This window comes from Desulfitibacter alkalitolerans DSM 16504, assembly GCF_000620305.1.
GTDB lineage: Bacteria > Bacillota > DSM-16504 > Desulfitibacterales > Desulfitibacteraceae > Desulfitibacter > Desulfitibacter alkalitolerans.
In genome coordinates, this window is the sequence record NZ_KK211103.1 from 218998 (window position 1) to 238958 (window position 19961).

Consider the following 19961-nt stretch of genomic DNA (forward strand, 5'->3'; position numbering starts at 1 on the left):
TACTACCCCCTTTTCCCAGCAGCAATTATGGTAACAGGATTTCTTGCCTGCCAGAGTGCTGCCCTGCCCCTCTGGCTAACCACAGCAATATTAACCTGTACTGCCTCTAATGTATAATTTTTCTCTTTTAGTATATTAAATGCCTCTGGGCCTGTTTCCAGAGTCACTGAGTTAACTACCAGCCAGCCCCCAGGCTTTAGCTTATTGTCACATGTTTCTAAAATATCTCCCAGATTCCCCCCACTGCCCCCTATAAATATTCTGTCTGCTTCTGGCAGGTCTGCCATTGCTTGCGGGGCTGTCCCTTCAATAATATTTATATCCACACCAAATTTTTTGCTGTTTTCCTGAATTAAGCCAATACCCCGGGGATTTTTTTCAATGGCATATACCCTGCCATTAGCTGCCAGAATTTTACATTCCACAGCTACAGAACCACTGCCTGCACCTACATCATATACTACAGCCCCTGGAAAAAGCCGGAGCTTTGACAGTGATAGAACCCGTATTTCATTTTTAGTCATTGGAACACCCTCATCCCGAATAAACTCCTCGTCAGGGATTCCAGGCGTTATATACACCCATTTACTCATTTAAAATCACCATCACACTATTACTATAGTCTTCCTCATCCTTAGACAAGGCCTTTAAAGTTGTATATACCAGCCTTTCCCATGGATATGATAGGTCCTTACCTACAATAACCTGCATATCTGCTGCCCCCTTTGCAAGGAGATATTCAGCTATCCTCTGTGGTGTCCAGGGGCTGCCAGTAAGAAGTGCAGTTATCTGAGCCTGCTCAACGGCTTCTACTACCAAATCCACTGAGCGGCCATGCATGCTTAATATCTGAGCCTCATTCCAGGGTTTCTTGATTCTGGCAAACATGAGCTGGATGGAGCTGATTCCAGGCACAAACTCCAGATCATTGGCTGGGATGTGCTTTGCCAGGTAGTTTGCCAGGCTGTAAATCCCTGTATCTCCAGAAACCAGCACCACAATCCTTTTGGTGTGTCTGTGCTCATTAATATATTCAATGGCTTTTTTAAGTTCCTTGTCCACAGAAAACTGCTCCTGACCTTTAGATGCAAAGGTATCAAGAAGGCGCTGTCCTCCAACAAGTGCTTCCGCCTGTTTTATTGTTTCCAGGCCTATGGGTGTAAGATAGCTTTCGTGCCCAGGACCTGTTCCTACGACTTTAACTAAACCTGCCAACCTAGCTCCCTCCCTAATGTTACAGCTTCCTCATCATAACCTATTATCTCCCCGTCCAGGGAATACATTACAGTACCAATTTTAAGCTCTTCTCCAAGAAGTTCCAGGGAACGTTTGCTTGCCCACCTGGCAATAGTATTATAGACTTCATGGAGACCATGGCTTTTTATAAGCTCTATTGAAGCATCAATAGTATTTAGCTCCATTATTTCTTTAATTAAAGCAGGAGAAGCACCCATCATGGCCGCGTGTGCTGCCAGGATTTCTCTTCGGCCATCTGCTATTTTGCTGTGGGTGTGAAAAATGCCCCCTGCCACCTTGATAATCTTGCCAATGTGGCCAAAGAGGAGTATTCCCTTGATACCTCTTTTAGCACTTTCCTTAAGCATTGTCCCTATAAAATTACTTGTCTGAACAACAGCCTCCCTGGGCATTCCCAATTCAACGGCCTTTTTTTCACCCATTCCACCAGGTGTCAGAACTATCAGGCTATGTCCCAGGGCTGCTGCCTGGTCAATCTGTGGTATCAAGGAGTCCACATATGCCTCCTCAGACATGGGACGGACAATCCCAGTGGTGCCTAGTATTGATATGCCGCCAACAATACCAAGTCTGGGGTTTAATGTCTTTTTTGCAAGCCTTTCCCCCTCTGGAATTGCTATTGTAACCTTTACTCCTTTACCCCTGGGAAGAAGCTTTTTAACCTCATGTATAATCATCCTCCTGGGCACAGGATTTATTGCTGGCTCCCCCACTGGTACTGAAAGCCCAGGCTTGGTTACCCTGCCAACACCCTTTCCTCCAAGGAGAATTATTTCATTATTATGCTCCAGTATCTCTAAAGAATTTGCCTCCAGGATTTCTACAGACGCACAGATACTTGTACCATTGGTAATGTCAGGGTCATCTCCCGCATCCTTTATAACCTCTGCTGTTACTATATCTCCCTTAACAGTTATGCTCTTTATGGGAATGCTGACAGTACCTCCCTGGGGCAAATCAACTGCAACAACATGAATTGGAAAGATTATTGGAGTTAAATTGTGTATTTTTTGTTTTCTTAGCTCTAATAATTGCTTCAAGGCTGCCTGGGCAGCAGCTGCAGCACAGGTTCCAGTAGTGTATCCAGAGCGCAGCTTTTTCCCATCCTTGTTGTTATCTATGACCACCAGCTACACTTCCATCCCTTGGTATTTTAACTTAATAGTTTATCTTCTTTGCTTTAACTCCCGGCATGCATCCAGGAAATTCAGGGCTGCCTTTGGATTTGATCGCAAATGTATATGGACGTAAGATGCAAAAAGGTTTCTTCTGGCATATCCATCTCTTCTATAATCAGCACCCTTGCCCCCAACAAGAGAAAAAGCGCTGTCTTCTTCTGGTATTCCTGACATGACAGAGTAATGGAATTCATGGCCCTTTACTTCATCACCCAAATCTCCAATAATGGATTTTTTCAGGGCTGATGCCTTGACATATCCCAGGGCAGCCAGTTTATTTGTCATTTTCACTTCAACAGGTACAAGCCCTACACCAGGCCAGCTGTTACCTTGAAAATCCACAACCTTTTCAGTAAGATACATGAAGCCACCACATTCTGCAAATATGGGCAGCCCCTTGTCATGGGCATTATGTAAAGAGGTAATCATGGATTGATTCTCAGAGAGTTCTTTAATGAACATCTCTGGAAAACCGCCGCCTATATATAACCCATCCACATCTGGTACAGAGGAGTCTTTAAGGGGACTAAAATATACAAGTCTGGCCCCTAGCTCCTGGAGATAATCAAGGCTATCCTGATAATAGAAGGTAAAAGCCTGGTCCCTTGCCACTCCAATGAAGGTGTTTTTATATTGATTGCGAGGCGTGCTCGAACTATTATACTCTTTAAATTCTACAGGCTCAGAGGCCCTGGCTGCTGCAAGGAGTGCATCCACATCAACCTCGGCTTCAGCTAAGTCTGCCATTAAGCTGATGGCTGAACTTAATTCATTGTTTTCCTCAGCTGGAAGCAGTCCCAGATGTCTCTCCGGCATGGTTATATGCTTATTCTTTGCCAGGCAGCCCAACACTTTTACTCCTAATTCATCCTCCAGGGCCCCAGCTAATATTGTTTTATAGTAGTCACTGCCTGCATTATTTAATATAACTCCCTTGAGGTCCAATCCAGAAACATACTCCTTGTAGCCTTTAACTAATGCTGCACAACTTCTGGCCATTCCCTTAACATTAACCACCAGGATTACAGGTGCTTTTAAGATCATGGCTATATGAGCACTACTGCCCTTTAGCCTTTCTCCCCTGGCACCGTCAAATAGCCCCATCACTCCTTCTATTATAGAAATATCAGCATTTTGGGCATTTCTAGCAAAGACTGTTTTAACAACCTCCTCACTGCCCATCCAGCTGTCTAAATTATGGCTTTTGACACCAGCTGCATGGTAATGCAGCCCAGGATCTATATAATCGGGACCAACCTTGAATGGCTGTACCTTGATGCCCCTTCTTTTTAAAGCAGCCAACAATCCCAGGGTAAGGGTCGTCTTGCCAACTCCACTTTGTACACCTGCAATCAATATACGGGGGAAGCTCATGTTTTCTACCTCCAGGGGACACACCTCTTCAGAAGTCAGAAGTCAGAATAACACTTCCAAAACCTTGCTTTGGTGTGCATCATTTGTCTAGCCTCTTGTCAAGGAATGTCCCCAAATTTAAAAAAACTTCTACCCCAAGGGTAGAAGCAATATTCTTAGAAATTGCCACATTTGACCACTTTCCTCGAGGGTCTTTCATGTAACTTCAAAAACAGGCAGGTTTCCTGACTTCCAGATAATCCTCCCCGTATCCCTTCCCGAAGACTCAGTGGTTATGATACGGATTGTAGCTGGTTACAGTGGCGGGACCGTACCGGAATTGCACCGGGTTTCCCTTTTAACCCTAACGGGCACCTATTCTTAAAATATATTCAGATTATACCTATTATAACGTAAACATGGTCAAATAGACAAGGTAACTTTTGTACTAATGTGATTTTTATTCTATTTAATGATTTCACTGCAAAAAAAGTATTGCCGGAAAACAGTAACCTTTCAATGACATTCTTTTTTAAATAATTTGGGTCCTTCAACCAAGCTTTAAAGCAACACCTTAATCTAAAAAAACAATTGAATTATATCGAGACAATAGATACAATAAAATGGAATAAAAAGAGATAATTCTTTTATGGAGGTTATTATGCAGTTTCATCAGTTAATGGCTTTTGTTAAGGTTGCTGAACATCAGAGTTTTTCTAAAGCAGCAGACAGTTTATTCTTAAGTCAATCAACAGTTAGCACACATATTAATAGCCTTGAGAAATACTTTGGTCAAAAGCTTTTTGATAGACTTAGCAAAAGAGTTACTCTCACACCCTTTGGACAAAGATTATATTACTGGTCAAAGGAGATACTAAACATTAAGGAAAAGGCCATGTGGGATCTGAAGGACTGGACCGGCAAAACCGTAGGCACAATAAATATTGCCGCTAGTACTGTGCCTAATCAATACATGGTTCCAGCTTTAATTGCAAATTTCATTAAAAGGTTTCCAGGAACAAATTTTACCGTTACCCAAAAGGATTCTCTGGGAGTAGCAGATATTTTGGTTAATGGCGAAGCAGACATTGGAATGCTGGGTGAGGTTTTTTATGCTGATAAACTGGAATTCATTCCTATTCACGAGGAAAAGATGGTTCTTATTACACCTGCAAATATCAAACTTGATACTCCCGTATCCATAACCAGCTTGTTAGATAACAACTTCATCTTTAGAAAACCAGGTTCAGGAACCCAGGCATTTATAGAAAAGGTACTGCATTCTTCGGGGCTGGAATTGTCTCTTTTAAAGGTCATTGGATATTTTGATAATGTCCAGTCCATCAAGCAGGGTGTTAAGGAAGGCATGGGATTTTCCATTATTTCAGAAATTGCTGCAAGAGATTATGCAAAAAGCAAGCTAATTAACACCTATGAAATCCTGGAAATGCCTGCTACACGCAATTTTTATATAGCCTATAATAAAACTAAAACCCTATCCCCCATTAATCTGGAATTTATTAAATTTTGCAAACCAGGCTATCAGGAGGCACATAAGATATGAGACAGGTATATTTTGATAATGCAGCAACAAGCCATCCCAAACCACCCACAGTAGTTCAGGCAATAAATGAATATTTTAATACTATAGGTGTAAGTCCCGGCAGGGGAGGATATAGATTAGGTCTGGAAGCCGGCAGAAAGCTCCTAGCAGCTAGAGAGGTTATAGCTGATTTTTTTAATTGCCCTGACCCGGCTAAGGTTGTGTTTACAATGAACATAACCTATGCCATTAATTTTGTGTTAAGAGGGGTTTTAAAAAAGGGGGACCATGTTGTCACATCAAGCATAGAACATAACTCAGTTGCCCGTCCCTTGGAAGCTCTCAAAAAATCTGGAATAATTGATTATACCACCGTCAAAGCAGATGGAGACGGCTTTATTAATCCAGATAAAATCAGGAAGGCACTTAAAACTAATACAAAGCTTATTGTCCTAAATCATGCCTCAAATGTTTTTGGCAGCCTGCAGCCTGCAGAAGAGATAGGCGGGATTGCAGGTGACCACGGTCTTTTATATTTGCTGGATACAGCTCAAACTGCCGGCAGCATACCAATTGACATGAAAAGGTTAAATCTAAGCTTTCTGGCCTTTACGGGGCATAAGGGGCTATTTGGACCTCCAGGCGTTGGAGGACTTTGCATTGACATGGACGATGAAACAGTTCTGGAGCCTTTTATTCTGGGAGGTACGGGAAGTAAATCTCATCTATTGGAGCAGCCTGAGGCATTTCCCGATAGATTGGAAAGCGGTACGCCCAATACTCCTGGAATAATGGGCCTGACTGCAGGTTTTGAGTTTATAAAGAGAACCGGCCTGGAGAAAATCAGGCAGCATGAAATGGACCTATTAAAGCACTTCATAGCTGGGTGTAATGACCTGTCTGAAATAGAAATCTACGGCGCCAGGGATTTGTCACGGCAAACCCCTTGTGTATCCTTAAATATCAAGAATATGGATGGCGGCCAGCTCAGCTTTATCCTCGATCAAGTTTATGGAATAATGACCCGCTCAGGCTTACACTGTGCACCATGGGCACATGAAACCATGGGAACCTTTCCAGGAGGGACAGTTCGCTTTAGCTTTGGTTGGTTTAACACCCATGAAGAAATCAATTATACACTCACAGCTTTAAAAGAGATAATTAATGATTAAGCCCTGCCAAATGCAGGGCTATACTTTACATTATTCTTCAGTTTTTGAGTCTAACCTCATTAATTGCTCTTTTAATACTTTCAAATCAATATCTATAATATCCCATATTAGATTTAGGTTTACTCCCTCATAGTCATGAACAATACGGTTTCTTAAACCTTTAATTTTAAACCAAGGAACTTCAGGATGGTTTGATATAAATTCCTTGTCTAATTTATTAACCAGTTCGCCAATCTGGCTTAAATTAAATACACATGCTTCAACCATCATGCTATTGTTTCTAAATTCAGTATAATTTACATTATTTGTATATTTTAGTATAGAATTAATATATTTAATTATTTTTAATAATATTTTTTGATTTTTCATATAAAACTACTCCTTTGTTTTCAATTTCTTGAATAATTAAAGAGCCAGGTTCTATATGCATTTTATCAATTAAATCTATCTCTACCCCTAGGGCATCTGCAAGTCTTTCAATTAATCCCACAAAATCTAGACCTCTTAATTTACCATTAGTATCAATAAATAAATCAATATCACTAGATTTAGCAGCATCCCCTTTGGCATAAGAGCCAAATAGTATTACCTTATCAACCGGATATTCTTTAAAAATCGGTATGGTTTTTCTTTTTAATTCTTTTATTAAAATTGTATCGGAAGCCATTTTTCTCAACCTCCTAATAAGTTCCTTATTCATAGAAAATATACCTTAGCTATTTTTTTAAGTCTTAGAAAAGTCATAGATAGCACTGATATCTTTATTTGGTAATAAGAGTTCTTTATTATTAATTGAATACATCGCCAATCAACTTATCTGCTTATCTGCTTATCTCCTAATGTATTATACCACATATCATATTTTAATTATATTATATATTACGGATCTAATGAATATACGTTTAAGCCCTGCCAAGTGCAGGGTTTCGCCTTTGTTTATAATATTTTACTAAGGATTTTCCATCATATAGAAATCAGTGGTTTATAAAATACAGCATCAAGAAAGAAAATCTAATTACTTTATTTAATTTTTCTTCAGCATCTTGAACGTTCTGTGATGAAGTCAGAGATATTGACCTAAGAACTGCCTTAAAAAATATCATGGTATTTGTATTTGCCGTTCTAAATAGAGTTTCCAATATGGAAAGAACTTCGTTGTTTTGTCAACTACAGCAATGGATTGGCGATTTGCCCAGTCATATCAAAGCTTTATTCGCAAATTTGAGCTGCGAAAGTTGAGTTAATCATTAGTACAGTAAAGAAATCATTTTAAAATGGCTTTTTATAAAAAGATGTAATAATTATATAACCTAAGGTTATTCTAAAAAACACCATCAGCCCATCAGGTGATAAATATACAAGTAATGGCAATGTTGGCATAAAGGGCAAATAAGCTATTAAAGTAGTTGATAATATTAATGAGGGTATTCCAAGTATGATCATTTTTAAGAAGTTAAAACTCCATTGACCTTTTTTAAGATATTCGGTATAAAAGTTATATACTCCCAGAGATACACCTAATAACAAATGGAAAAAATATATTAAAAATAGATGTAAAATGTTTAGTCTGTTTATTAACTTAATATCTAAAAGAAAATTTGAATATATAAGAGAATAAAACCCTGTTATTGATAGCACTATTAAAACCCAATAAATATAAATTGACTTTGATTTCATATTTCTCCTCCAATAATCTACAGGACTTATGCAGTTGATGGAAATAACACCAAAGCATAATCCAAAAATATTTTCAAAATGCAACCAGATAATTCCAAAAACACTTGACAATTGCAAAATGTCCCCATAATCGAAATGGATGGTATTATTTAAACGTTGGAAAATTGAAGTTTTTTATCGTACAGCTAAGCAGAACCTAGGATTAACTTCATGTTATGCTCAATCGGAACCAGCTCACTTCGCACATGTGGAACTATTGTTTACGGCGCAAACTCTTCTTTGTGTTGCTACTTGGGAATGCAATAGGGAAATAGAACTTGCAATTTTATGAAAAATAGAGATGCAATACTATGGTATACTTTATTTTATCATTCACAGTATAGTTTTAACTTGCTAGTATTTAACATAAACTATTTCCATAACTTCTTCTAAAGAATAAGTTTTTTCAGTATCTTCAGTGTAAAAAAAATATAACTTGTCTCCATCACCAGGGAAAAATGAGTATATCTCTATTTTTGTAAATTTAAGACTAGAGGAATATAGACTATTTAAGATTTTATAAACATCCAATGAAAACTTATCTAAGTCTGAATAGCTATTTTTTATTTCTACATTAAGTTCTATAGGAATATCTGTTTCAATTTCATTTGACATATTTAGTGTTAACGACTCTTAAATAATAGGCGTAATCTGCAAACTATCTGTAGATATATCAATGGAAGACGTTACGAGAGCTTCCAATTTTAATTTTAGCTCGTCTTCAATGCGAGTTATCACTCTATATTGATAATCATCTTCAACTTTAAAGGTATATACACAGCTGGATCATATAATATAATATTTGACGTTGATGGGGTAGTTAATCCAAATGGAATTCTAACAGTTAATATAAGCCCCTGTGAAAATTTAGAATTAGCTTACAGTGACTTTGACCCACCTCCAATAAATGGAGGACAGTTTGAACTTCAACCTATAGTTGGAATAGTAGATGAATTCTTTAATTTGCGGTTCAATGGAACTTTATTTTAAAGAAATAATTCTTGAACACATTTGTATCAGCTCCTTATCATGTGTTACTAATAGTATTGTTTTTGCTTTTTTCTTATTAATCTCAACAAACATATTAAATATATTTTCTCTATTTTTAATATCTAAATTTCCTGTAGGCTCATCTGCTATTATTAATGGTGGATCATTGGCAAGTGCCCTAGCGAGTGCAACTCGTTGTTGTTCTCCAACAGATAGCTCAGCAGGAAAATGAAAACATCTATGACTACACCCAAATGACTCTAATAATAATTTGGCTTTCTTCTGAGCCTCTTTTGATTTCAGTCCGTTTATGTATAAAGGTAGGGCTACATTTTCCAGAGCATTAAGTCTAGGGAATAAATAAAAATTTTGAAATACAAAACCTATTAAATTAAGCCTTAATTCAGACAGCTCCGATTGTTTCAAAGTATTTATATCTTTGTTAAAAAGCCTAACCTTACCACTATCGGGTTTTAATAACCCGGTCATTAAATTGAGTAGTGTTGTTTTGCCACTGCCTGATGGACCCGTTATGCCTAAAAGTTCATATTCTTTTACATGTAAGCTAAAATCCTCTAGCACATCTACCCTTCTCTCACGGTTTTTAAAACTCACATATACATTTTCTATTGAAATAATGGATAGGTAATATAATCTTTGTAGGCTCTTGCTCATAAGCGTGGGTAATATTGCAATTTCTGTGTATTTTAGCCTGGCAAAACCATGTACGCATTGAGCAAGAAAATGCCTGCTCTGCCCGAACTTCTTCGGTGGATTGCTTTGATCCTGCTGTTGACTCCTTCCATGGGGCCATTGCTTATCTCGCCATAAATTAAGCTGTTTTTTACAGCTTCATAATCATCGGACAGTCCCTTCACATATTGCGCCAAAGCGTCGACATCGCTTTCACTGTATGTATGAATCAGCATATCAAGCGCACCGACATCACGGGAGTCGAATACGTTATACACGTCTTTAAGGAATTGGATGAGAATCAGGATTATCGGGTACATCTCTATTGCTTTATGGAAGAGTTGGTTTTTTTTTAGGTTTTTCCTTTTCCTCAGGTATTTCCTTTTCAGGCCCCAAAATCAGTTCGGTCACTTTTGCGCTGAAAGGCGAGTTATTAGCCTTAGGGGTTTTCTTTGTTGCTTCAGATTTTGTGTCCTGCTCGCTGTTCTCTGCATTTCCTGGTCGACTATTTGATGCTTCTTTCAAAATCGCTGAATATATTTTGTCTCTGGGATAGCTTTCCAGTGTCATTTCAGGAGGCATCTCGGTCAGGTTGCGATTGAGTTGATCCGGAACTTCCTTGCGCAGTTTCAAAATATATTGATAAATGGCATTACTGCTGCCGGTATAGCCCATCTCCTGAATAACCGGGTATATCGTTCTGTGATTTCCGCCTGACTTCACCATGGCCATAACCGTTTCTCTATACGGTTCGACGATGGATTCACTTGCCGGTCGCACATTCGGACCTCCCACTGTCTTTGGTGTATGACTACCCAGTCTTTCTTCGCGGTTTTCTATGGCATCGTTCTGAGCATCAATATTTTTTTTGATCCTGTCTTCAACATAGCGAAGTGTGCTGGCGGCACTCCTGCGGAGAGCCTGTACGTCCTTATACGGCACATCCATTTCCTTTGCTATGTCGGCTGTTTTCAGGCCTTTGTCCGCCAGTTCCAATAGTTTTAAGGTGTTTCTGTATTTTCTGGCCTTGGCAGGTGTCAGCCCCGCAAGCTTTATATATTCCTCAGCCCTCTCATCCGGAACGTAAAAATATGACGTGGAATTGACGGAATCCTCCGGTGTTGTCTGTACCCAACCATCCCCGTCACGTACGAATATTGTCGCCGGAATAGATGCCATCAGCGCGTTTTGAATCGCTTCCTGTGCATTCTTAATCAGGTGAAACCGATCCGCGATTTGTATCTTCCCACACTCAGCACCTGCTGAAGAATATGAAGTTGCCCTGTCTCTGCTAAAAAACTGTGCTGAGGGAAACATCTCCAATGCACGCCTGGTCATTTCTTTTGTCGTGCCTTTTATGATGATTAAAACCTTATGCGTCTCTTCGTCCAGCAGTACGGTACAACCCGACTTTTTGTCTCCCTTGCGCAGGTTAATGTCGTCTACTGCCAACACTTTCACATCATCCCGCGTTATGTTGTCTTCAATTTTTGCCGCGGCTTCGGATTTTAAATATCTCCCAAGTGTATCATTACTTATCACAGCGCCTTCCATCCTTAGCTCGTATTCCGCATGGTTGCATCCACATCCAAGTGAACGTTCTATACAGTATTTTTTGAAACGAACCGTTTTCCTTGCTTTCTCTTCGGAAAAATGACTGAATCGCTCAATGAATTCCTCGTATTTACACTCTGAATTCTCGCAGAAGTATCTGTTGAAGCGTATGACGTGATACACAGCCTTGTTGTTGTATGGTATATCTTGTATTAGCTTGGTGTAGTAGTCGCTGCTCGGCCTTGTGCTCAGCGCTCCGCAAAATGGGCATAGTGCTTCCACAGAATCCGATTCCCAGAAGTACTGTATTTCTTTCTTGTCCTGCTCAATGTTCTGCAGTATCAGACTGCTTGGCACTATTCCATCGAAATCAAAAAACTTTCTTGCTTCCATTTCAACCAGATAGACCGAGTGTGATTCCTCTTTGCTGAAACCGCCCTTTATTAACTGATTTATGAGGACGTCTTTCCAACTCAATTTACCTGACATAATCATCTCTCCCGCTCACAAAATTTAATTATATCATAACATAGAGCAGGGTCAATGTCCAGCTTTTTCCCACGATTATGAGCAAGAGCCTCTTTGTATTCTTTTAAATACGCAATTAATCCAGGCTTTTCTAAAGCAACTAATCGGCCATTGTTTGCATTTTCTAACAATCCAAAATATGGTCTTAGTAAACCATATACTTGAAACTCTAAGTCGAGTCTAACTGGCATACCATTTTCTTCCTCCTTTATATATAAGACCCAAATTGTATCGTTTAAACTAATTTTTAATCTTTTAGCTGTATTATAATCTATCCAGGCTTTTGGAAGTTGATTTGCCTTGTTATTAGTGTATAATATATTTCCTTTCCCCATAACTGATGGAATTTCTCTCTCATTTGATAATATAACATTTGCGTATGATGAATTTGGCAGAAAAACAGGATCTTTTGCATTGGGTTTAGCAACTAGTATATTTCCCATCATTTGAGCATAGCCGTTGAATTCAATATTTTTTAGATCTTCTTCCTTTAAAAGGCCAACATATTCTGAATCTTTCAATTGATTTACACTCCATGATAAAGAGCCTATTATATTATAAAATGAGAATGAAAACATAGCACTAGCAAAGCTAAGTATAATGAATAAGTAGAAAATCCTCTTTACAACCGTTTGGTAATCATTAAAAAATATTTTCCATATATACATAGATCAATAACACCTTTCCTATATAAATATTTAGTGTTAGAATTCCCATCTAAAATCGTATAGTTCTTGTATTCTATAGCAGTTACTAAATGTATAAAATAAAATAGTTCCTAAAGTTACAACACCGGTAATAATTAGTGTAATGACCAATAAGTATAGTTTCAATAATGAGGGCATGGGCAAAGAGGTAATGCTTTTCAGTATAAAAGGGTAGGTTATATATATTGTAGTGAAATAAGCTAACAAACTGCTTATAGTTAATAAAGAAATAATATAGAATACTCTCCCAAAAAAAAGAATTCTTTTATTAAGACCAATTATTTCTAAAACAAACTGATAAGGTGCAAAGTCCATTTTAAAGGCCACAGCTTCACGATAGCTAATGAACAGTAGTATTAAAATAGTAATGAAGATAAACAATATCAAATTTTTAAAATCTAGAAAACCGTATTGGTTTAAAATATTTTCAATAATTTCAATGCGGTTCAAAATCATAAAGCTATATTCTGGAATTTGTTTTGCAACAATATCTCTAAGTTCTTTTGCTGAAAGTTCTGTTTTTACCCATGAAATAGTGTAAGAAGAAACATCAGCCATGAGAGGATAAGAATCAAGTATGCCTAAAGGTTTATATTCATTCTCCAATAAAGATTTTCTGTAAATACTTGTTATTTTGTTATAATTATGAGTGATAAAACAATCATGTTGGCACACCTCCCCAGCCTAATCTCTCCTTTACTTCAGGCTGGGGAAGGTTTAAAATAAAGCTAAACCTGACCTTTGCCTTTGGTAAAGGAGGGTCCACTCCCGGACAAATTGGAACTTACCAGGTTGGCGCAATTTGTCTGGGAGTACTTTTAGAATATATTACCATTAACCTACCATATTTTCTTCTCCTTGTATACCTGGTAATTTCTACAGGTCCTAGATTAAAAAACTGACCTAAAAACCTCTTTTTGGGATTTGGGTCAGTTCATTAGAGTTTTATTTCAATCTATAGGAATAGTTGCAGTAAGAATAACTCCTTTGCCCGGCTGTGCCTTTATTTTCAAGTCACCACCAATTCTAGCAATTCTTTCTTTCATTCCTACTATCCCCAGGCGTTCTCCTTGCAGTGCCCATTGACTAATCAGTTCATTATCAAATCCCTTTCCATAATCTTGTATTAGTATGATCAAACAGTTTTCTTTTATAGATATTTCAACTTTTGCTATTTTACTTTTGGAATGCCTTATGACATTATTTAATCCCTCTTGAATAAACCTGTAGGCTGTGATTTCTAACTCTTCACTAAATCGTTGTTCTCTAGAAATAAATTTTATACTAAGAGAAATTTCGATAAGATTCCTTTCCATTAGTTCCTGGCATAATACTTCCACTGCCGGAACAAGTCCAAGGTCTGATAAGGTAGCTGGACGTAATTCTGAACATAAGTAGCGGAGCTGGTAATTAAGCTCATCAGCCAACTCTTTTAACTCTTCACAAACACCATTTTTTTCACCCTCACACTTATGCTTAATCCTTCGATTAAGTTCCATTCCCAACTGTAAAGGGCCATCGTGAAGCTCTCTAGCTATTCTTTTCTTCTCTTCTTCTATATCTAAAAACAACGCTCTATTGATAATTCTTAATAATTTCAAACTTTGTACTTCTTCTTTGTTTGGATTGTTATCCTCTTTATTCATAAAGCTTAATTTGTTGAATAAATAACCAATGCCTACTTTAACGCTTGAAAAAATCAAAATAGCAATTAAAGCTTGTGAAAAAACAATTCTAGCCAGGCGGGGGTCATTAGTTAGGTCATTTAAAAACATCAAGCTGGACAATATTACACCTGCTATAATTGCAGCCAGTAAAAAGATGCTCAACTCAAATAATACTAATTCTCCCGCAGGCAAGTATTTTTTTATAAAAACATAGCTTAATGTCAATGGTATAAACAATACAAACATTATGCTAAAACGAGGATTCACTATAGGGTCTCCCCAAAGAATAGTAGGCGCTGCAGTAAGAATTATAAATGGCAAAAGTCCTATTATCAAACCAGTTAGTATTGTAGCAGTTTGTTTCCTTTCTGGGCTGTTTTTTGACAACTTTGATATAGATATAATAAGGTGACCTAACGCAGTGATGGAGCTAACTATCAATGCAACTAATAGAAAGCTTGATATTGTAATGGCATATCTGGAGTAGAGTAACATTATAGTTAATATGGGTATAACAGCAAATAGTCTATATGTATATCGAAAAATCAAGGTCCTGCGCTCATAAGGAAAAACAGCAATAAGATTCAGCAGCATGACTGGAATAAAAGAATAAACTATTGCACCTAACTCTCTACCCCATAACAAGTGTCGGCTAGAAGCAGAGGCTAGAACTATGGCTATAGCTACTAGCCAGCTGAACCAAAATAAGGCTTGGACCTGGGAAGTGTATTGTCTTCTTACCAGGGTTATAAAACCCGTAACCCAAAATCCCAAGCTTAATAAGGCATATGGTGCTTCGTAAAATAAATTTTTAACAAAAAAAACCCGAGGAACCTCAACTATTCTACTTGCTTGTCCAGGAATTTGAATTTCTAACTGTCTTGCCCCTTCTATTTCCCGCCATTTTTTTACTGCTGGAAATTGGTCTGGATTCAACTGATTAACCTTGACAATTATATCGCCTTTTTGAATACCCAGTTTATAACCCTTACCTTGGGGATCCACTTTGACAACTTTCCATTGCTCTTCCTCTTTTTCCAAATCAATCCCAATATATGGGTGATAAAATGTGGCGGTAAAATATATCACCCATGTGATGATAAATGCTAAATTAGCAATAGCATATTTTTTATTCTGTAATAAATTTTGTAATATCATTAAATAATCTTCCCTTCAAATAGCCAAAAAGCCTGTTACCAAAACAGGCAATCGCTCAATCAATTCTGTCAGTTATAATTTTTGACCATTTTAATGCTGCCTCTAGGCGAGTGTTGACTTTCAACTTTTTAAATATATTACTTACATGAAAATCAACTGTTCTGGCTTTAATTTTTAATTCAGAGGCTATTTCTTTGTTTTGTAGTCCATTGACGATATAATCCATTATTTCTTTTTCTCTAGAAGTCAATAGATTATCTGAGCTGTTAGATTTCTGTTCAGTTGGTGGTTTTCTGCCTGATACCATAAGAGTAGCATTAATAATTTCATGTCCACTGCAGTCTTTTGATAAGATACTATCCACATCTTTTGTCATTGCTGCTCTTTTATATGGCTCAATATCCTGACCGGTAATTAAAATTATTTTTACCTGGGAGTTAATTTCCTTTATTTTATCAATTAATTTAATTCCACAAATATCCGGCAAATTAATATCAAGTAATATGACATCTGGATTCGTATCTCGAATTAATCTTATACACTCTGCTCCATCATTAGCTATTCCTACAACATTAATTTGCAGCTCATCAGCCAATAATGAAACTATACCCTTCACAACCACCGGGTGGTCATCCACTATTAGTACTTTTATTTTCTCACTAATATTTGTTTGCAAAGCAGCTTCACCTGCCATCCTATTGGGAAATAACATTAATCAGCTGTTCTAGTTTACTCCTTTTTTCTTCTTTTACTTGGATTTGTTCCAATAGTTTTAATGCTTTTTGTCTAAACATATCTTGAAAAATAAGGCAAAAATGGATTGCTCCCTCCTCCTTAATTATTGCTAATAATGACTCTTGTTCTTTTTGGCTGAGATTTGTCTGATTGATACGAGCAACTCTAATCAGGTTGGCAAATTCTTCAGCTCTTTCTTTTTCTAGTACATTAATCAAATATAAAAAAGGAAGGGTTTTCTTTTTGTACACAAAATCACTTTTATTTTCAAAATCCGTTATATCTCTTAAATCATTACTTATTTGTGCAATAATCCCTATATTGGTCCCAATTTCACCCATATCATTTATTGCTTCTTGGGGTGCTTCTGCTAATATTCCTCCTATTTTGCAGGCACATTCTGCAAAACTACCGGATTTTTTTGCTAGTATGTCTATATATTCATCAATGCTAAAGGAATACCTTGTTTGTTCTTCAAATTCTTTATACTGCCCCTGACTGGCCTTTAGACCTGTTTCATTAAATATTTGAACTATCTTACTAAGCTTGTAGGTATTTTCAATGGTCAGTAAAGCCTGGTAACTGAGAAACAGTAAACAATTCGCTAGAGAGATGGCTTGAGCAAAAGGTATTTTTCGCCAGGGCATCTGGTGATTATCTTGGTCCTGGATATCATCAAAAATGTCTGCTGCTAAAGCAAACAATTCCATTGCCAGTGCTCCTGGCAAGACTTTTTCCTCATCTCCAGTAAAAAGTTCAGAACTAAAAAATGTCAGCTTAGCCCACTTATATGGGTCTGCTGTTTTTAACGATTCTTCCCAGCATGAAATAATTAACTTTCTCATTTCTAAATCCAACATTGAATTTAATAGGACATCATTTAGTTTAATAGATATTTGTTTGTCTATATTCATGATCCTACTCCCGAGTTTTTATTTGCTTTATATAGTATTATCCCCTATTCAAACAGAATAGGGGATAATACTGTTACCTGGTATAAGAAGTTACATCCAATATCCCATAGGAACAATACCTACTACTGAACTAGACATAATCCTTTCTTGTTGAGAGAATACATTTGTTAAGGCTTTGTGTTCAATAGAGTTGCAAGATACTCCAAGTGAAGCCTTACCATTTAGAAATTTTTCTTGTTCTTGTGGGTTTTTTACTAACTTATGAACTAATTTAGCAAATTTTTCATTATACATTTTATTTGTCATCCTCCTTTTTTCTTTAATTGCTTCATTATCCATATCTGCTATTTTTTTCTACTTAATATATTCGACTTTTTTGATGTAATGTCCTTGTATAATAGTGACATATTTTGTCGAATTAAATAAAAAATCCCACACAACTTGTGTTAGTGGGAAGTAATGTAATGCCAAATATTATATGGGGTTATAATGATCATATCTATTGTAAGCATTCTCCTCTCCTCCTTGCATTCTTTGGCCAGATACAAGGATACTTGGTATGGTTTATGCCTGCAATAGCTTTTTTGTAATAATATTGGAATTCCCAATTGCAATATTATGGGTATTTGACTGGGAACTTTTGGAATTTTTATCTTACAACAAACAGTTTACCAAGGGGACCATATCAAATATAATTTTATAGTTATTATGGGACCATATCAGTATTTGCATTTAGTATAGTTTTAACTTGCTAGTATTTAACATAAACTGATCTAAAAACCTCTTTTTTTGGGATTTGGGTCAGTTCATTAAAAATCTTTTCAGCTCAATAGAAATAAAATAATTGCAGTTTTGATTTAAATAAGATAATTAACGATTAAGCCCTGCCAAATGCAGGGCTTTTCCTTTTTCTGATAAGGCAGCTTTATATTACGGGGAAATACGTGTTAAGCTTGAAGAAAGAGGACAAATAATACTGACGAATTCAGCAGAATTCCAAATTTACAGTTGGAAAATTTGGCAGAAATACATGATACCTGAAATCCAAAATATCTTTTGTGACACCTCATAAAGATACTGCAAATACTCTACCGCTATCAAAAATCATATTTTTCCCGATATGCTTCATCTAATGCCCAAAGCAGCTTCTGCCAGTCCTTATGTCTAACCATATTATCGCCATAATATTTGTTCCATACATCTATATCAACGATATATCTACCCTCACCAAAATAGAATTCTTTAATTTCTTCAGCATCCGGAACGTAAACACCTGCAATTTTCTTTTCTATTTCATCTATAAAACCAGCAATAATTAAATTAAAACACTTTATGGTATAAATTTGTTCTTCAGTTAATAAAATGGAATCGCCTTCTTTTACAAGGATATCCGCAAATTGTTGGAGTATATAGATATCCATTTCTGCATTAGCCGCAAAAATACCTTGAGGAACATTTTCATTATATATCTGTGCTATAGAAATTAAGCGGTGGGTTGATGGACCAATTATTCCAAAACTATGTCTGAGCAATTGCACTTGCTCATAGGTAATTTCATTAGCTTGATAGATTTCACTAAAAATGTGATTGCAAAATATTGTAGCATTAATAACATTAAGAAGGCTGTTCCTTACCTCCAAAGAAATATATCTTTCGTATTTCTTATTCTGTTGATGCTGAGTAAAAGCAATTGTGACAACCACTATTATCAAAATTCCTATCACAATTTTTTTAAACATTTTCACTCACAACCTTCTGGGATAAATTATTCTTATCTTTAATTCTCAATCTTAATAATTGTACTATATTAGAAAAGTAAAGAGAGAACAGCCATTTAAATTAAATGTTACATTAGCAATAAGAATAATTAGGGCAAAGATTAAAGGAACTTAAAACCCTTGCCCCCTGATAAACCAATAGTAAAACATATAATTTTTAATGTTTTAATTGTTATAATTTAAAGTAAGTGTAACATTAGGTGTTGTGATAAGCCTGTTTTCAAAATTCTCATAATAAGGTGCTCGGTAAGATACCGTAATCCTTTTTGTACCAGAGTTGCCTGCATGTTTAACAATACGATAATTGCACATGAAAGAATGAGAGTCGTTAGTAGCTTTAGTTTGGTTAAAATTATGTTGGGCTCTAAAAGGATAATTTCCGCCACCTTCATATACATTTGTCCAAGTTATTTCTCGAACAGTTGGATTAAGATTTACTACAGTACCTCCAGTTAGGGGCCCTGCGCTTATTGCAAAACCTATAAATGGACTGAAAATTTGACTTCTTTCAAGATGTCGACCACTCCAATATATATGTCCAATAAAATCCCGGTGAGTATTATTATGCCTAAACGCCAATTCTCATTTCATCCCAACGAGGACCAGCTATTAAATCATATCGTACAGAAACCCAGTATTCTGTATAGTCTTCAACAAAACTCTTTGGGAAAACTTCTCCATGGTTTGATTTTTAAAATATATAATTAGGTATAGAGCCATTTTGAATTGTATGTCTTACAACTATATCTGATGGTTTAAATATTTTATGCTCCCAAGTATCTGTTATAGCATATTCCACTTCTAAATTATTGAACATCTTATTCAAATCCTTACTTATTACGTCAAGATTTTGTTCAATAACTATTAAATCATTCGATTGAGTGTTAAAGAAAAATCCTAGATCACCATCATAATCACCACCTCCCCAGCCTTTAATCTCTCCTTTACTTCAGGCCGGGGAAGGTTTAAAATAAAGCTAAACCTGACCTTTGCCTTTGGTAAAGTAGGGTCCACTCCC

General features: G+C 36.7%; 21 protein-coding genes and 1 riboswitch. Of the genes, 3 read left to right on the forward strand and 18 right to left on the reverse strand.

Features of this window, described 5'->3' with window-relative positions; all coding sequences use genetic code 11:
- Positions 1-2: 2 nt before the first annotated feature.
- The 4 genes from cbiT to K364_RS0117575 are packed head-to-tail and all read right to left on the reverse strand — an operon-like array spanning position 3 to position 3809.
- Positions 3-593 carry a precorrin-6Y C5,15-methyltransferase (decarboxylating) subunit CbiT gene (gene cbiT, locus K364_RS0117560; RefSeq protein ID WP_028309108.1) on the reverse strand — a complete coding sequence of 197 codons (591 nt, stop codon included), beginning with the start codon at positions 591-593 and terminating at the stop codon, positions 3-5.
- The gene (gene cbiE / locus K364_RS0117565; RefSeq protein WP_028309109.1) at positions 586-1215 is read right to left on the reverse strand and encodes a precorrin-6y C5,15-methyltransferase (decarboxylating) subunit CbiE; all 630 of its coding nucleotides are present in this window, start codon (positions 1213-1215) and stop codon (positions 586-588) included. Before cbiE ends, cbiT begins: the two co-directional genes overlap by 8 nt.
- Positions 1203-2384, reverse strand: a complete 1182-nt coding sequence (gene cbiD / locus K364_RS0117570) for a cobalt-precorrin-5B (C(1))-methyltransferase CbiD (protein WP_242841744.1) — start codon at positions 2382-2384, stop codon at positions 1203-1205. The genes cbiE and cbiD overlap by 13 nt, the downstream gene beginning before the upstream one ends.
- Before the next feature lie 39 nt (positions 2385-2423).
- On the reverse strand, positions 2424-3809 hold the full coding sequence (locus K364_RS0117575; protein WP_028309111.1) for a cobyrinic acid a,c-diamide synthase CobB: 1386 nt from the start codon (positions 3807-3809) through the stop codon (positions 2424-2426).
- Positions 3810-4006: 197 nt separating this feature from the next.
- Positions 4007-4182, reverse strand: a riboswitch (cobalamin riboswitch).
- Between the two features lie 267 nt (positions 4183-4449).
- Here K364_RS0117575 and K364_RS0117580 point away from each other — a divergent pair.
- On the forward strand, positions 4450-5352 hold the full coding sequence (locus K364_RS0117580; RefSeq protein ID WP_028309112.1) for a selenium metabolism-associated LysR family transcriptional regulator: 903 nt from the start codon (positions 4450-4452) through the stop codon (positions 5350-5352).
- Positions 5349-6503, forward strand: coding sequence for an aminotransferase class V-fold PLP-dependent enzyme (locus K364_RS0117585; protein ID WP_028309113.1), 1155 nt, complete (start codon positions 5349-5351; stop codon positions 6501-6503). The genes K364_RS0117580 and K364_RS0117585 overlap by 4 nt, the downstream gene beginning before the upstream one ends.
- Positions 6504-6533: 30 nt before the next feature.
- Here the strand turns inward: K364_RS0117585 and K364_RS0117590 are convergent, their stop codons facing one another.
- The 3 genes from K364_RS0117590 to K364_RS0117605 form a co-directional block, all read right to left on the reverse strand.
- Positions 6534-6872, reverse strand: a complete 339-nt coding sequence (locus K364_RS0117590; protein WP_028309114.1) for a HepT-like ribonuclease domain-containing protein — start codon at positions 6870-6872, stop codon at positions 6534-6536.
- Positions 6838-7170 (reverse strand): nucleotidyltransferase family protein, encoded by a 333-nt coding sequence (locus K364_RS0117595; RefSeq protein ID WP_028309115.1) that lies wholly within the window; start codon positions 7168-7170, stop codon positions 6838-6840. Before K364_RS0117595 ends, K364_RS0117590 begins: the two co-directional genes overlap by 35 nt.
- A gap of 1403 nt (positions 7171-8573) precedes the next feature.
- On the reverse strand, positions 8574-8834 hold the full coding sequence (locus tag K364_RS0117605; protein WP_028309117.1) for a hypothetical protein: 261 nt from the start codon (positions 8832-8834) through the stop codon (positions 8574-8576).
- Positions 8835-8963: 129 nt separating this feature from the next.
- Between K364_RS0117605 and K364_RS0117610 the strand changes: the two genes are divergently transcribed.
- Entirely contained in the window at positions 8964-9209 is a 246-nt protein-coding gene (locus K364_RS0117610; protein ID WP_028309118.1) for a hypothetical protein, read from the forward strand.
- Here the strand turns inward: K364_RS0117610 and K364_RS0117615 are convergent.
- The 11 genes from K364_RS0117615 to K364_RS0117670 all read right to left on the reverse strand — a co-directional run bounded on the left by K364_RS0117615 (position 9201) and on the right by K364_RS0117670 (position 19522).
- Complete coding sequence (locus tag K364_RS0117615) at positions 9201-9791, reverse strand: ABC transporter ATP-binding protein (RefSeq protein ID WP_051534188.1); 591 nt, start codon at positions 9789-9791, stop codon at positions 9201-9203. The genes K364_RS0117610 and K364_RS0117615 overlap by 9 nt on opposite strands.
- A 125-nt stretch (positions 9792-9916) precedes the next feature.
- Entirely contained in the window at positions 9917-10291 is a 375-nt protein-coding gene (locus tag K364_RS26400; RefSeq protein ID WP_084295473.1) for a transposase, read from the reverse strand.
- Complete coding sequence (locus tag K364_RS0117625; RefSeq protein ID WP_028309120.1) at positions 10233-11945, reverse strand: transposase; 1713 nt, start codon at positions 11943-11945, stop codon at positions 10233-10235. Before K364_RS0117625 ends, K364_RS26400 begins: the two co-directional genes overlap by 59 nt.
- 2 nt (positions 11946-11947) lie before the next feature.
- On the reverse strand, positions 11948-12505 hold the full coding sequence (locus tag K364_RS0117630) for a hypothetical protein (protein ID WP_156946513.1): 558 nt from the start codon (positions 12503-12505) through the stop codon (positions 11948-11950).
- Between the two features lie 183 nt (positions 12506-12688).
- Positions 12689-13297 carry a hypothetical protein gene (locus K364_RS0117635; protein ID WP_156946514.1) on the reverse strand — a complete coding sequence of 203 codons (609 nt, stop codon included), beginning with the start codon at positions 13295-13297 and terminating at the stop codon, positions 12689-12691.
- A 344-nt stretch (positions 13298-13641) separates the two neighbouring features.
- Complete coding sequence (locus K364_RS0117640; protein ID WP_028309123.1) at positions 13642-15516, reverse strand: sensor histidine kinase; 1875 nt, start codon at positions 15514-15516, stop codon at positions 13642-13644.
- 55 nt (positions 15517-15571) lie between these two features.
- Entirely contained in the window at positions 15572-16192 is a 621-nt protein-coding gene (locus K364_RS0117645) for a response regulator transcription factor (RefSeq protein ID WP_028309124.1), read from the reverse strand.
- A 19-nt stretch (positions 16193-16211) separates the two neighbouring features.
- Positions 16212-17165 carry a polyprenyl synthetase family protein gene (locus K364_RS0117650; protein WP_028309125.1) on the reverse strand — a complete coding sequence of 318 codons (954 nt, stop codon included), beginning with the start codon at positions 17163-17165 and terminating at the stop codon, positions 16212-16214.
- Between the two features lie 90 nt (positions 17166-17255).
- Positions 17256-17504 (reverse strand): competence pheromone ComX, encoded by a 249-nt coding sequence (comX, locus tag K364_RS0117655; RefSeq protein WP_156946515.1) that lies wholly within the window; start codon positions 17502-17504, stop codon positions 17256-17258.
- A gap of 758 nt (positions 17505-18262) precedes the next feature.
- Entirely contained in the window at positions 18263-18910 is a 648-nt protein-coding gene (locus tag K364_RS0117665) for a hypothetical protein (protein WP_028309127.1), read from the reverse strand.
- A gap of 198 nt (positions 18911-19108) precedes the next feature.
- On the reverse strand, positions 19109-19522 hold the full coding sequence (locus tag K364_RS0117670; protein WP_028309128.1) for a hypothetical protein: 414 nt from the start codon (positions 19520-19522) through the stop codon (positions 19109-19111).
- Positions 19523-19961 lie beyond the last annotated feature (439 nt).

Excerpts from the sequence above, each read along its gene's own strand:
- K364_RS0117625 (WP_028309120.1), bottom strand. The coding sequence starts at position 11,945 with ATGTCAGGTAAATTGAGTTGGAAAGACGTCCTCATAAATCAGTTAATA.
- K364_RS0117585 (WP_028309113.1), top strand. The coding sequence starts at position 5,349 with ATGAGACAGGTATATTTTGATAATGCAGCAACAAGCCATCCCAAACCA.
- K364_RS0117595 (WP_028309115.1), bottom strand. The coding sequence starts at position 7,170 with ATGGCTTCCGATACAATTTTAATAAAAGAATTAAAAAGAAAAACCATA.
- K364_RS0117575 (WP_028309111.1), bottom strand. The coding sequence starts at position 3,809 with ATGAGCTTCCCCCGTATATTGATTGCAGGTGTACAAAGTGGAGTTGGC.
- cbiT (WP_028309108.1), bottom strand. The coding sequence starts at position 593 with ATGAGTAAATGGGTGTATATAACGCCTGGAATCCCTGACGAGGAGTTT.
- K364_RS0117650 (WP_028309125.1), bottom strand. The coding sequence starts at position 17,165 with ATGAATATAGACAAACAAATATCTATTAAACTAAATGATGTCCTATTA.
- comX (WP_156946515.1), bottom strand. The coding sequence starts at position 17,504 with ATGGATAATGAAGCAATTAAAGAAAAAAGGAGGATGACAAATAAAATG.
- K364_RS0117580 (WP_028309112.1), top strand. The coding sequence starts at position 4,450 with ATGCAGTTTCATCAGTTAATGGCTTTTGTTAAGGTTGCTGAACATCAG.
- K364_RS0117640 (WP_028309123.1), bottom strand. The coding sequence starts at position 15,516 with ATGATATTACAAAATTTATTACAGAATAAAAAATATGCTATTGCTAAT.
- K364_RS0117590 (WP_028309114.1), bottom strand. The coding sequence starts at position 6,872 with ATGAAAAATCAAAAAATATTATTAAAAATAATTAAATATATTAATTCT.
- K364_RS0117605 (WP_028309117.1), bottom strand. The coding sequence starts at position 8,834 with ATGTCAAATGAAATTGAAACAGATATTCCTATAGAACTTAATGTAGAA.